The sequence below is a fragment of the Burkholderia savannae genome, assembly GCF_001524445.2.
In the GTDB taxonomy this organism is placed as follows: Bacteria; Pseudomonadota; Gammaproteobacteria; order Burkholderiales; family Burkholderiaceae; genus Burkholderia; species Burkholderia savannae.
The window spans coordinates 209,811-222,951 of the sequence record NZ_CP013419.1 but is presented as its reverse complement, the minus strand read 5'-3'; the positions used below and the strand labels follow the sequence as shown (position 1 = coordinate 222,951).

The 13,141-nt window shown below is 58.4% G+C and carries 8 protein-coding genes, 5 pseudogenes and 1 other annotated feature; of the genes and pseudogenes, 6 read left to right on the top strand and 7 right to left on the bottom strand.

Annotated elements, in window-relative coordinates; genetic code table 11:
- Nucleotides 1-6: 6 nt before the first annotated feature.
- The 4 genes and pseudogenes from WS78_RS34750 to WS78_RS34735 all read left to right on the top strand — a co-directional run.
- Nucleotides 7-258, top strand: a complete 252-nt coding sequence (locus WS78_RS34750; protein ID WP_059581537.1) for a hypothetical protein — start codon at nucleotides 7-9, stop codon at nucleotides 256-258.
- Nucleotides 248-2,329 carry a recombinase family protein gene (locus WS78_RS34745; RefSeq protein ID WP_059581534.1) on the top strand — a complete coding sequence of 694 codons (2,082 nt, stop codon included), beginning with the start codon at nucleotides 248-250 and terminating at the stop codon, nucleotides 2,327-2,329. The genes WS78_RS34750 and WS78_RS34745 overlap by 11 nt, the downstream gene beginning before the upstream one ends.
- 136 nt (nucleotides 2,330-2,465) lie before the next feature.
- Nucleotides 2,466-3,601 (top strand): IS3 family transposase gene (locus WS78_RS34740; RefSeq protein ID WP_394335868.1). Its coding sequence is split into 2 segments (ribosomal slippage): nucleotides 2,466-2,721 and nucleotides 2,721-3,601, totalling 1,137 coding nucleotides; the frame shifts between segments, so codons are not numbered across the junction.
- Between the two features lie 75 nt (nucleotides 3,602-3,676).
- Nucleotides 3,677-4,039, top strand: a pseudogene (locus tag WS78_RS34735) (integrase core domain-containing protein); the annotation flags it as partial.
- Between the two features lie 362 nt (nucleotides 4,040-4,401).
- On the opposite strand, the gene WS78_RS34725 reads toward WS78_RS34735, so the two are convergent.
- Nucleotides 4,402-5,046 (bottom strand): response regulator transcription factor, encoded by a 645-nt coding sequence (locus tag WS78_RS34725; protein ID WP_082717416.1) that lies wholly within the window; start codon nucleotides 5,044-5,046, stop codon nucleotides 4,402-4,404.
- 361 nt (nucleotides 5,047-5,407) lie between these two features.
- Here WS78_RS34725 and WS78_RS38475 point away from each other — a divergent pair, with 361 nt between their 5' ends.
- Entirely contained in the window at nucleotides 5,408-5,599 is a 192-nt protein-coding gene (locus tag WS78_RS38475; protein ID WP_394335899.1) for a transposase, read from the top strand.
- A pseudogene (locus WS78_RS34720) lies at nucleotides 5,560-5,988 on the top strand (DDE-type integrase/transposase/recombinase); the annotation flags it as partial. The gene WS78_RS38475 and the pseudogene WS78_RS34720, both read left to right, overlap by 40 nt.
- A gap of 123 nt (nucleotides 5,989-6,111) precedes the next feature.
- Here the strand turns inward: WS78_RS34720 and WS78_RS34715 are convergent.
- From WS78_RS34715 to aspT (WS78_RS34695), 6 genes and pseudogenes are all read right to left on the bottom strand, one after another.
- Nucleotides 6,112-6,303: pseudogene (locus WS78_RS34715) on the bottom strand (transposase); the annotation flags it as partial.
- 14 nt (nucleotides 6,304-6,317) lie between these two features.
- Nucleotides 6,318-6,437 (bottom strand): annotated as a pseudogene (locus WS78_RS36840) (IS5/IS1182 family transposase); the annotation flags it as partial.
- 34 nt (nucleotides 6,438-6,471) lie between these two features.
- Nucleotides 6,472-7,710 (bottom strand): annotated as a pseudogene (locus tag WS78_RS34710) (IS3 family transposase).
- Nucleotides 7,313-7,429 (bottom strand) — a sequence feature (AL1L pseudoknot). Its footprint overlaps the pseudogene before it by 117 nt.
- Before the next feature lie 165 nt (nucleotides 7,711-7,875).
- Nucleotides 7,876-9,525: a bifunctional aspartate transaminase/aspartate 4-decarboxylase gene (locus tag WS78_RS34705; protein WP_059584097.1), complete on the bottom strand. Its 1,650-nt coding sequence runs from the start codon at nucleotides 9,523-9,525 to the stop codon at nucleotides 7,876-7,878.
- A 100-nt stretch (nucleotides 9,526-9,625) separates the two neighbouring features.
- Nucleotides 9,626-11,311, bottom strand: a complete 1,686-nt coding sequence (gene aspT, locus WS78_RS34700; RefSeq protein ID WP_059584094.1) for an aspartate-alanine antiporter — start codon at nucleotides 11,309-11,311, stop codon at nucleotides 9,626-9,628.
- Between the two features lie 37 nt (nucleotides 11,312-11,348).
- Nucleotides 11,349-13,031 (bottom strand): aspartate-alanine antiporter, encoded by a 1,683-nt coding sequence (aspT, locus tag WS78_RS34695; RefSeq protein ID WP_059584092.1) that lies wholly within the window; start codon nucleotides 13,029-13,031, stop codon nucleotides 11,349-11,351.
- Nucleotides 13,032-13,141 lie beyond the last annotated feature (110 nt).

Here is a 13,141-nt window from a genome sequence, read left to right as displayed (position 1 = left end):
CAAGCCTTGACCGCCGCTTACGAGGCCCTACGCGATGCGGTGATCGACGGCACCCCGCGCGCCGAGGGCGCCGCAGCGCTGCGCTATCACGGGATGCTGCATGGACTTCCTGTACTCGTGAAGTCAACGGCGGCCATAGACGCTACCTCGCGTCACCAGGCGCAGCGTATGGACGCCTTTCCGGCTGGCGACGAGTTTGTGCGTTTGCTGGCCAACCTCGTTCTACGGACCCATTCGGAGCTCGCCCATGTCTACTGAACGGTATCAGAAGGTTACGCACGACCACTTGCGCCGTGATGCCTTCCTCTATGTGCGGCAATCTTCACTACGCCAGGTCTTTGAGAACACCGAGAGTACGAAGCGCCAGTATGCTTTGCGTGAGCGCGCCGTGTCACTGGGCTGGCCCATCGAACGCATCCACGTTATCGACACCGATCTTGGGCTGTCCGGTGCAAGCGCAGAACACCGGGACGGGTTCCAGCAACTGGTTTCGGAGGTCGCCATAGGCCACGCCGGCATCGTACTCGGACTTGAGGTATCTCGTCTGGCGCGCAACAACGCCGATTGGCATCGGCTCATCGAACTTGCGGCACTGACCCACACCCTGATTCTGGACGAAGACGGGGTCTATGATCCGGCTTACTTCAACGACCGCCTGCTGCTCGGCCTGAAGGGAACCATGAGCGAGGCGGAGCTGCACGTGCTGAACGCGCGGTTGCAGGGTGGGATGCGCAACAAGGCGCGACGTGGCGAACTCGAACTGCCACTTCCCGTCGGGCTGGTCTACCATCCAAACGGATCGGTTGTGCTCGACCCCGACCAGCAAATCCACGCGAGCCTGCGACTGCTGTTCGATACCTACCGGCAAACGCACTCGGCAAGCATGGTGGTACGCCGCTTCCGTCGCGAAGGCTGGTCCTTCCCGCGCCGGATCCGCCGCGGCATCGGCAAAGGCGAAGTGCACTGGGGCGCACTGAACACATCGCGTGTTCTACAGATCCTCCACAATCCCCGATATGCCGGTGCCTTTGTGTACGGTCGGACGAGAATTGGACGCAAAGCCGACTTGACGAGCACGCAACTCAAGGTCGCGCAATCCGACTGGCAGGTTCTCATACGAGACGCCCACATCGGTTACATTGACTGGGACGAATTCGAGCGCAATCAGGTGACGCTTAGGCAAAGCGCGAATGGCTTCGGTTCGCTCGTGCGAGGTACGGTCCCTCGCGAAGGGGACGGACTGCTGCAGGGGCGCGTCATCTGCGGTATTTGCGGCAATCGCATGCGTGTGCGCTATCAGAAGGTAAGCGACAGGATGGAGCCGTACTACGTATGTCACGACGTCGCTGCTCACGATGCGGGCAAACCATGCCAGTCGATACGTGGGCGTGCGATCGATGATGCAATCAGTGCGTTGCTCCTGGAGACAGTTGGGCCGGCAACCATCGAAGTGGCGCTCGCAGTCGAGGACGAGATCGCCGGACGTATTGAGCAGGCCGATTCCATGCGTCTGAAGCAACTGGAACGCGCACGATACGAAGCCGAACTCGCCCGCCGTCGCTACATGAATGTCGATCCAGCGAACCGGATGGTTGCCGATGCGCTGGAAGCCGATTGGAACGATCGCCTACGTCGACTTGACGTGCTGCAGCAGGAACACGATCGCCAACGCCGGTCAGACCAGGATCTGCTTGGAGATGAGGCTCGTGCGCGTATCCGCGCTCTTGCAGATGACTTCGCCGCCGTCTGGAACGATAGGCGCGTCGAATCCATCGAGCGCAAGCGAATGCTCGGACTGCTTATCGAAGACGTCACTCTTGTGAAGTCAGAGAAGGTCTCGATCCACGTGCGTTTCCGGGGTGGCCGGACGACTTCACTGGCGGTCGACAATCCCAGGCCGATGGCACTTGTACGCAAGACACTACCGGCCGTCGTGACGGTTATCGATGAGCTTCTCGAAACGTGTACCGATCAGCAGGTCGCCACGCGACTCAATGAACTTGGATATACAAACTGGCAGCAGCAAGCATTTACCGCCAGGAAGGTTGCGCTGGTGCGGACCACCTATGGATTGCCGAGCCGATTTGAGCGACTGCGCTCGCGCGGTCTGCTTACCGGCGCCGAGCTCGCCGCGCAGTTCAAAGTGAGCCAGACCACCATCCATCAATGGGGTCGCCAAGGACTTCTACGGCGGCAGGTTTACGGGCATGATCACCGCTGTCTGTACGAACCTCCGGGGAATGTCCTGCTCGTAAGAGGCGCGGGTGGACGCAAAGCAACACAAGCAACCTTCATCGCCGCTCCAACTACCGGACAAGGTGCAATGTGAAACCTACTCCTTGTCCCGCGGGCGCCGGCTGCGTGCTGGGATGATCGCTAGAGGTGGCCGCGCAAATTCGGACAGTCGGGTAAGTGGAATGCCCGGGGCCTGAGCCAGCGATAATGCAGGCAAAGGAACCGGAAAGATGACGAAGAGAACCCGACGGACGCACTCAGCGGCGTTCAAAGCGAAAGTGGCCCTGGCGGCGGTCAAGGGCGAGCGCACGCTGGCCGAACTGGCGCAGCAGTTCGATGTGCACCCGAACCAGATCACGGAGTGGAAGCGGCAACTGCAGGAGCGTGCGGCGGATGTGTTCGGCGCGGCCGCTCCACCGTCGAACGAGCCGCCGGTGGACGTGAAAACGCTGCACGCGAAAATCGGACAGTTGACGCTGGAGAACGATTTTTTGTCAGGAGCGCTCGGCAAAGCCGGACTGCTGAGCGCAAAGCGATGATTGACCGTACGCATGCGCTGCCGGTTTCGCGACAGACGCGACTGGTTGGCATCGCGAGATCGAGCGCGTATTACCGGGCGCAGCCAGTGAGCGAGGCGGACCAGTTGCTGATGCGGCGGATCGACGAACTGCACATGGAGTTTCCGTTTGCCGGAGCGCGGATGCTGGCGCGTCTGTTGCGCCGGGAAGGCTATGAGGTCGGCCGCCGCCGCGTGCGCACGCTGATGAAACGCATGGGCGTGGAAGCGCTGTACTGCAAGCCGAACACGAGCCGACGCAATGCGCAGCACAAGATCTGGCCGTACCTGCTGCGCGGCATGAAAATCGCCCGGGCCAATCAGGCGTGGGCACTGGACACGACATACATTCCGATGGCGCGAGGCTTCGTGTACCTGACGGCAGTAGTGGATTGGTCAAGTCGCAAGGTGCTCTCGCACCGGGTGGCGATCACGCTGGAAGCAGTGCACGCCGTCGAGGCGCTCGAGGAAGCGTTCGCGCGCTACGGGCTGCCGGACATTGTGAACACCGATCAGGGCAGCCAGTTCACGGCGGGCGCGTTCACCGAGGCCGTACTGGGTCGAGGCGTGCGGCTGTCGATGGACGGTAAAGGGGCCTGGCGCGACAACGTGTTCGTCGAACGCGTGTGGCGCAGCGTCAAGTACGAAGAGGTTTACCTGCGAGCTTACGAGTCGGTCAGCCATGCCCGGCGCTCCATCGGCGACTACATCGAGCTGTACAACCGAAAACGGCCCCATTCGAGCCTGGCGGATCGGACGCCGGATGAGGCATACTTCGCGACGCTGCCTGCGATCAAATCGGCAGCATGATTGCCTCGGACGTTCCACTTAAAAATCTCAGAAAACTGTCCGAACGAGTGAGGCCACCTCTGCCTGGCGCGACGACTCAATCAGGCGTTGCATGAACGCCAGCCGGCACCCGGACTGATTCATCATAGCGACCACGGGGCCCAATATCTGAGCATTCGGTACACCGAACGTTTGCTGGACGCTGGGGTGCAACCATCTGCGGGCAGCGTCGGCAATTCGTACGACAATGCGTTGGCCGAGACCATCAACGGGCTATACAAGGCTGAGGTGGTGCATCGGCGGGCATGGCGTACGCTGCAGGACGTTGAGCTCGCGACGCTCGAATGGGTGCACTGGTACAACCACCATCGGCTGCTCGGCCCGCTCGGGTACGTGTCGCCGGCAGAAGCGGAGGGAGCTTACAATCGGAATCTGGCGCTGTCCGCTCGCGCGGCGTAGCGCCAAACTCGGCAGTCTCCGACAAACCCGGAGCGGTTCACCATTGACCGCGCAACACCACCTTCCAAACTGATCACGTTCGCCGAAACGCCTGATCACCATCACCGAAATCCGCAACGCAATCGACTAGCATCGGCATTTTGCATTTTCTAGGGTATTGCAATGGACCTGCCTCAAACTAACGATGTCGACCCGGCGACAGTCTTCGCATGGCTGCACAACTTCAGACACCTGCGCATTCGGTTCGAACGCCTCGCGACCATGCACGAGGCGCTCATGAAAATCGCGGCCTGTATCATCTGCCGGCGACAGCTTCAAAACTCATTGCGTTGGAGCTTCTAGGCGGCTCGTCAGGATCGTCACTATTTAGATTCATTCATAATTCTCGCCAACTCAATATCACTTCTAGCACCCAACTTCCTCTTTGCAGAATTTTTTTGATTACTAATCGTCTTTGGACTCCTACTCATTCGCTTTGCAATTTGATCAATCGATAATCCATCGCAAATTAATCTCGCAACAGCAGCCTCACATTTCGATAGAGAAGAAACTCCATTCACACCTTTCCTTTGATTAATCAATGAATAAATCACAGTTCCAGCCAGTGATGGGGCCAGATAGATTTTCTGAAGATACGCATCTCGAATGCCAGTGGCTAGTCTAGAGAAGTCCGCCCCCAATTTGCTAACAAATCCTGCAGCACCGGCTTTGAGAGCTCGAGAAACGATTTCAGGAGTTGAAGACGCACTAAAAAACAAGACTCTAGTTCCCGGAGAAATGTCCTTGACAATCCCCAATAAACGCGCGCCATCTATGCGAAAATCATCTTCAAATTCGAAGTCGCATATCAATACATCAATTCGATTATTTCTGATGGCCTCCAGCATCTCTCGAACGCTATCCTTTCCAAAAATCAATTCTATATCATTAATTCCACTCAAGGCGGATGAAATTCCAGCAAGAACCACTGGCTGGCTGTCAGCAACACCAACTTTTATCTTTTCCATCTGCACTCCTTATATTTTTCATGACAAAAAGATTTTTAAAAGTAATGCAAGCGGTAGTTATTGCAATCATCGTTACGGAATACTTTCTCGTCAGCTAATACCTTGATTTACAATTATTGATTTTTGGGAATTCAATTCGCAAGCACATATCACGTTTCGCGCACCTCGTACGCCCCAAGCTCGCCTACCTAGCAAGAATGAGGAAGTGACTGTGTGAGCGTCGCCTGAAATTTCGCCTTCCAAGATGTCGTGTATAAACTCGACGGAAAGGAAGGCAATCACGCATGTGTAAGGTACCGAAACTGGTGTACACGGCGGAGTTCGAACGGGCCGCAGCAAGCGGGTCGAGGATGGCCGGGGAATGGCCATAGTGGCGCGCGAGCTGGGCATTTCTGAGCAGACGCTTCGCAACTGGGTAAAGGTTGAGGCGACGGGCGAGCACAGCGGCGCCGGATCGAAGCCGGTCAAGCCGGAGCAGATGGAGCTTGAGATCAAAAAAAACAGGGGCATACGAACCGGGAGGGAGTCGGCTGGTCCCCCAAGCCGCGTATGACGGCGGCTTTCGTGACGGACGTGTTGACGATGGCATGGTTTCGCTGCCGTCCCGCTCTCGGCGCACGGTGCCACTCGGATCGGGGCAGCCTGTACGCGAGTCACGAGTTCCAGCGCAAACTGGCCGCCTACGACATGCGCTGCTCGATGAGCCGCAAGGGAAATTGTTGGGACAACGTCCCGACGGAAGGCTTCTTCAACAGCTTGAAGAACGAACGGGTTCACGCCACGCGCTACCGGACGCATCAGGACGCGAAGGCCGATCTGTTCCAATACATCGAAGAGTTTTACAACCGCAATCGTCGCCATTCGTCGCTTGGTTGCGTTTCTCCGGAGCGGTTCCTTCGAGACTGGATCAAAGCTCAGCAGACCCAAAACGCCGCAGCATAACTCGGGACCGTTGGAAGGCGAAAAATCGAGGGAACCGTTGTGAAGTGTATAGCAAATCAATAATCTTGTGATTTGTTAGATTCATCGCAACGATAGTTGATGCCCTCACATTTTTATGGTTCATCAAGGATTACCGTGGAAGGCGGCACGGATTTTGAGGAAGAAGTAATCCTGGTCGCGGTAGCCGCAAGCTCGACGCTTGATGACCTTGGTGGTGTTGTTGATGCCTTCGACGATGCTGATATAGAGCGGACGGCGGCAGCGGGCCAGGATGCCGTGCCAGTAGCGCTGTAGACGTTGAGCAAATCGTTGCATCGTAAGAGACGGTTTCATAAAGGCTGCTGGGCGCGCCGGAGGGTATTCCAGCAGATCAGGCAGCAACCGAGTTTGAGGAACGCGCCGTGAATGTCAGCACGGCGCTCGAGACGAATACGGAGGCGACGGAAGTGTGAACCGCACCGGGAATCGTGGAGGCTGGTTGGTTTAAGTTAATGCGGACACGTCAGCGGCATTTCTGAGTTGTCTGTAGTAGTTTGCCTCAGCTTCAGCGGGCGGGATATAGCCGAGCGGTTCCATCAGCCGATGATGGTTGTACCAGGCGACCCATTCCAGCGTTGCCAGTTCGACGGATTCCCTCGTTTTCCAAGGGGCGCGCCGATGAATCAGTTCCGTCTTGTACAGGCCGTTGATCGTTTCGGCCAGCGCATTGTCGTAGCTGTCGCCCCGGCTGCCGACTGAGGGCTCGATGCCGGCCTCAGCCAGCCGTTCGCTGTAGCGAATGCTGACGTATTGAGCCCCCCTGTCGGAATGATGAATCAAAGGTCCAGTCCTCGCTCGGTTGGCGGGCGTACAGCGCTTGTTCAAGTGCATCCAGAACAAAGTCCGTGGTCATCGACGAGCTGACCCGCCAGCCAACAATACGGCGGGCGAACACGTCGATCACGAATGCCACGTACAGCCAGCCTTGCCATGTCGAGACATACGTAAAATCCGACACCCAGAGCTGATTCGGTCGGTCAGCCTTGAACTGCCGGTTGACTCGGTCCAGCGGGCGCGGCGCGGTCACATCGGTAATCGTCGTGCGAACACGCTTACCGCGAACTGCGCCACGCAAGCCCTGCAGCTTCATCAACCGTCCGACCGTGCAGCGTGCCACCGTAATGCCTTCCCGGTTCATCTGCTTCCAGACCTTCGGCACGCCGTAGACCTGCATGTTGGCCTGCCAGACACGCTTGATCTCCGGTTGCAAAAGCTCATCGCGTTTCGCGCGGGCGCAGCGTTTCGACGGATCGCGAAGTTGTGCTGCATGGCGTCGGTAGCCCGACGGGGCAATCCGCAAGACCTTGCAGATCGGCTCGACCCCGAAGGTGTCGCGATGCTGATCAATGAAGGCCTTCAGGACTTGAAACGGCGGTCGAGCTCCGCCTGAGCGAAAAACGCGCTCGCCAGTTTGAGAATCTCGTTGGTCCGGCGCAGTTCCTTGACCTCGCGCTCCAAGGCTTTGATGCGTTCACGCTCGGCCGTACTCACGCCATCGCGCTCTCCACGGTCGACCTCGTTGCGCTTAACCCAATCCAACAGCGTCTGCGGCGTGCAGCCGATCATCGGCGCAATCGATTCGACTGCCGCCCACATCGATGGGTGCTCGCTACGCTGCTCGCGTACCAGGCGCACTGCGCGCTCTCGGACTTCCGGGGAAAACTTGCTTGGCTTCTTGTTCATGGCTCCATTCTCTCAAGAGTTGGAGCCTCCACAAAACTCGGGGCGGTTCACCCCACAAGCAGCAGAATCAGCACAAAGAACGAGTTTGCTCGAAGCATGAATTCCTACTCCTTATTTCGACGACGACGCATCACAGGGCACGCAACGCACCATTCCAGTGCTATTTCACTCTTTCCCGTCGAGCTTCGTTCCCGTCGCAGCGGTGTAACGCTCGACATACTCGTCGATCAGTTTACGCATAGCTCGGCCGATCTTGCGGTAGTCGGATTCGTTCAGGTTGGCCAGCGACACGCGCCCCGACGGATGCGCAGTGCCGAAGCCGCGCCCCGGCAGGAGCACGACCCGCGCTTCGCGTGCGAGTCGGAACAGAAGTTCGGAAGGCTCGGTATTTTGGAACAGCCATTCAACGAATTCGCGTCCGAACATCCGCTCACCGAGAAACTCGACGTCCAGGATCGTGTAGTAGTCGACCTGGTTCGAATCGTTATCCTCGAAAGCAATGCCCATTTCTTCGTACAGAGCCCGCTTCCGACTGCGGATCAGGCGCTTCAGTGCGCCCTTGTATGCATCGGGCGTATCCATCAGCGAGAACAAAGAAAATAGTACCATCTGCACTTGCTGTGGCGTCGACAGGCCGGCAGTATGATTAAGTGCAACAGTACGGCTGTCGGCGACCATCCGATCGATAAACTTCAACTTCTCAGGCTCGGTGGTAATCGATTCATAGCGCTCGTGGAGCGTCTCCTTCACATTCTTCGGCAACTCGGCAATCAACCGGTCAAGCACGTTATCGCGATGAATGGCGATCGTGCCGAGCCGCCAGCCAGTCGCGCCGAAATACTTCGAATACGAGTAGACGAGGATCGTGTTTTTCGGCGCAAGCGCGAACAGCGATACAAAATCGTCGGCAAATGTGCCGTACACGTCGTCGGTCAGGAAAATCAGGTCGGTACGTTCCTTGACGATTTGCGCAATGTAATGGAGGCTCTCGTCGTCGAGTTTCACCGACGGCGGATTGCTCGGGTTGACGAGGAAAAATGCCTTGACTTTCGGATCGCGCAGCTTGTCGAGTTCCTGCTTCGAGTACTGCCAGTTGCTTTCGACGCCGGCATTCAGGTGCACGACATTCAACTGGTAATCGTTCAGGCCTGGAATCTCGATGTAAGGCGTGAAGATCGGCATGCCGAGCGCAATCGTGTCGCCAGGCTGAATCAGATGATTCTGGCGCATGGTGCTGAAGATATAAGTCATCGCCGCCGTGCCGCCTTCGACCGCGAAGATGTCGAATTCACCGACGAACGGATGCTTGCCGATCATCTCGCGGCGCAGGTATTGCCCGACAATGATCTCGGACAGCTTCAACATCCGGTCCGGAACCGGATAATTCGACGCCAGGATACCTTCGCACATTTCGTACAGGAAATCACCGGCCGAAAGCCCGAGCTGGTCACGCACGTACGAAACCGCTCCCGCGAGAAACTCGACGCCCGGTATGCCGCTGTTCTCGCGCACGAAGAGCTCGAACCGCTCGGTAAGTCCTTCGCGCTTCGGAAATCCGCCCAAACCCTCCGGCATGTACGCGAACGAGCGCTCCGCTTCGCGCATGGAGAAGAGTCCCAGTTGCCAGAACGCGTGGCGCGGAATCGTCGCCAAAAAATTCGGGTTGCCGCGGCCGGCATTGAGCATCGCCGCGTTCGCCGGGCGCTCGACCGCGCCGCCGCCCGCTGCCTTGATCAGTTCGTCCTTCAGTTCGAACGGGCTGAGGGCGGCCAGCTTGGCCCGTTTGTTGTCGTTGCCGACATTGCCTTTTGCCATGATGCATTCTCCAGTAAGGGTAATACGTCGACTTGGTGGACCGTTCTACAGCCGCGCCAGCAAGAAAGAAACAACTGAGCTGCGATATAGCAGCCATGCATCAAACGAGCCCCACGACGAGCGGCCCGAGAAGCGTCAGCAGCACGTTCGCGAGCGCATAAGTCACCGCGAACGGTACGGTCGGCACGGCGCTTTCCGCCTTGTCGAGCACGCCGCCGAACGCGGGATTGGCGCTGCGCGACCCAGCCAGCGCACCGGCCAGGATCGCGGCGTTTTTGTATTGCAGTACGTAGCGACCAAACAGCATCGTCAACAACAGCGGGAAAAGCGTCACGAAAATGCCAAGCAAAAAGATGGTCAGCCCGCTTTGCCTGACAGTGACGGCAGCCTGCAAACCCGAGTCCAGCCCAACCACCGCGACGAACGCCGCCAGGCCAAAATCTTGAAGCAGATGCGATGCAGCCGATGGCATCACGCCGTACATCGGGTGCTTACCACGCATCCAGCCAAACACCAGTCCCGCGAGTAGGCAGCCGCCACCCGAGCCGAGCGTGAGCGGAATCCCCGCGACGTTGATGACAATCAGGCCGATCAATAGCCCCAGCACGATACCCACGCCCATGTAGATGAAATCGGTTTTGATGGTGTACGGCAACTCGTAGCCCGCCGCCTGCACGGCTCGCTTCGTGTCCTCCGGGGTGCCGTAGAACGTGATAACGTCGCCGTGTTCGACTCGCGTTTCCGGCAAAACGGGCAGCGGCTGTCCGACGCGCGTAATGCTCTCGATGTACACGCCGCGACGCAGATCCCGATCGATATTCGTCTTCGCAGCGGCGATCGTCGTGTGATTCATGCCTTTGCGCGTGAATACCGCCTGACGGGTCTGCATCACGACGCTGATGCCATCGGTATCGGCCACTTCGGCACCGATCAGCGGCGCCACATCGACCATCCCTTCGCGACGGCCGACGACGAGCACCACATCGTCCTTTTCGAGCTTGATATCGGGTCGCGGCTCGATCGACTTTCCATGCCGGTGGATGCGCTCAATCGTGATCAGGTCGTCCTGGTTCATCTCGATGTCCGCAATCGTGCGGCCGGACGCATGATTCACGCGATAGGCTCTGCCGACCAGATCCGGCAACGCCGGCAACTGCCCCGGCTCAGCCCTCGCATTGTCGCCAGCCAGCGCCCTTTCTGCTTCGATCGACGCTTCGCGCAAGCCCTGCCCCATGAACTTCGGCACGAGATTTGCACAGACGAGGATCGCGCCGAGCGAGCCGACCACATAGGTCACCGCATAGGCAATCGCCACGTCCGACTGTAGCGATTTGGTCTGGTTGGCGGACAAGCCAAGGCGCGCGATCGCATCGCCGGCTGTCCCGATGATCGCCGACTGCGTCAGTGCGCCGCCCGCGAGTCCCGCAGCAATTCCCTTGTTCAGATGGAAAAGCCTTGCGCACACGACGACTGTAATTAACGCCGAAACCGCAAGAAACAGCGCCATCGCAACCTCACGCAGCGTCTTACGACTCAATGAATTGAAAAATCCCGGCCCCGAGTTGTAGCCAACCGCATAAATGAAGATGGCGAACATCACCGCCTTCACGCCGTTATCGACCGTGACGCCCACCTGGCTGATGACGACCGCCGCGAGCAACGATCCGCCCACTCCGCCCAGCTGGAACTTGCCGAACTTGATCTGGCCGATGAAGTAACCGGTCGCCAGAGAGAAAAACAGCGCGATTTCGGGTGATTTGTGAAAGACGTCATGTAGCCAGTCCATCGTTTCCTCGCAATGAAAGTGCAGAGATTTGTTCACCTCAACCTAGCTTCCCGACCAGTCCGACGACGACTGGCCCCATCAACGGCAACAGGATGTTCGACAAGGCGTAGGTGATCGTGTAGCCAATGACTGGCGTGGAATTGCCAGCCGCACTAACCAGCGCGCTGATTGCTGGCGTACTGCACTGCTGACCGGCGATCGCGCCGAGCAGCATCGGCGCGTCGAGTTTGAGAAGCGCGTGGCCAAGCCAGAGCGACAGCAAGCCGGGCACGAGCACCATAAGAACGCCGACGAGCGGCAGCGCGAGGCCGTATTTGGACAGGAGTTTGATCGCATCCGGTCCGGCCGACAGGCCGACTGCGGCAATGAAGGCGGCGAGCCCGAAATCCTTCAGAACCTGCGCAGCGGCAGACGGCAGCGAACCGACGAGCGGATAGCGTGAACGAACCCAACCGAACAGCAGTCCAGACAGCAAGCAACCGCCGCCGGTGCCGAGTGCAATCGACACACCGCCAATGCTGCCGCTCAAGTGTCCGATCGCGATCCCCACAAGCACGCCGAGGCCGAGATAGGCAAGATCCGTCGCTTCGGTCGTCGCAAGCACGTAACCGAGCTGACGCGCGCCGTGCGCGAGATTCGACTTTGCGCCGACCAGCGTCAGCACGTCACCGGCTTTCAGTTCAGTGTCAGGCAAGGCAGGAATCGTGCTCTCCTGGCGGGTGACGGCTGCAATGTATACACCTCGCGTGTTTTCCGGCGCGTCCAACTCCCGCGCCTGAGCGATTGTTAGCCCCTGCACCTCGCGACGCGTCAGCACCACGTCGACTTTGTCCCAGACAACCACCTCCAGGCCACGCCCCGCGATTTCCGGACCAATATCCGACGCGGCCGCGATCAATGCCGCACGTCGCCCGAATACCAAAATGAGATCACCCGCGGCGAGTACAAATTGAGGCTCGACCAGCAATTTCGCACCGTCGCGCTCGACTTGCTCTACCGTCAAGTTGTTGCCGTACTTCTTTTCGAATGCTGCGATCGTCATGTTCGCACCCGATACGACCCGAAACGCGCGCCCAACCAGAGCGGGAGCCGCTACTCGCTGCCCCTCGCTAAGTGCATCGTCGCCGCCCAACTCGCGCCAAAGACGCTCCGCCTCATCGCGCAAATTGACGCGCAGTAGGAGTGGCGAAAATTGACTGGTAAGCAAGACGATCGTCAGGATGCCAAACAAATAGCAGACGCTGTAAGCAGTTACGATATTGGCTTGCAACTGCGCGGTTTCAGCGCCCGCGAGACCCAACTTTGCGACCGCCTCTGACGCCGTGCCGACCACGGCGGATTCCGTCGCCGCACCGGCAACGAGGCCGGCGGCCGTGCCGGCGTCGAGATGGAGCACCGCAACCGCGACCATCACGACAGATAGAACCGAAACAATTTCCACAATCGACAGCAGGCCATAACGCCAGCCGGAACCTATATTGGCAAAGAACTGCGGCCCGCCGGTGAATCCCAACGCAAAGATAAACAATGCAAACGCGATATTTTTCAGATCCGGCGTCAGCCGGACTCCCAATTGCCCCAGTAACAACGCAACGATCAGCGTGCCGCATACACCGCCCAACTGAATTGGCCCGATTCGGAACGAGCCGATGAGATATCCGATCGCGAGGCTCGCGAACAGCGCGATCTCCGGTTGAAGCTTGAGCCAAGCACTGATCATGATTTGGTTATCCTATTCGCCATGGACATCCTCAAAATAAATCGCGCGGATAAAATATCGATAACGCGTATCATTCGCCACTGCCACCCAATGCATCGTGGTTCATCAAC

Bases quoted from the DNA above. Each gene is read 5' to 3' on its own strand.
- WS78_RS34745 (WP_059581534.1), top strand. From the start codon at position 248: ATGTCTACTGAACGGTATCAGAAGGTTACGCACGACCACTTGCGCCGT.
- WS78_RS34725 (WP_082717416.1), bottom strand. From the start codon at position 5,046: ATGGAAAAGATAAAAGTTGGTGTTGCTGACAGCCAGCCAGTGGTTCTT.
- WS78_RS38475 (WP_394335899.1), top strand. From the start codon at position 5,408: ATGGCCATAGTGGCGCGCGAGCTGGGCATTTCTGAGCAGACGCTTCGC.
- WS78_RS34705 (WP_059584097.1), bottom strand. From the start codon at position 9,525: ATGGCAAAAGGCAATGTCGGCAACGACAACAAACGGGCCAAGCTGGCC.
- aspT (WP_059584094.1), bottom strand. From the start codon at position 11,311: ATGGACTGGCTACATGACGTCTTTCACAAATCACCCGAAATCGCGCTG.
- aspT (WP_059584092.1), bottom strand. From the start codon at position 13,031: ATGATCAGTGCTTGGCTCAAGCTTCAACCGGAGATCGCGCTGTTCGCG.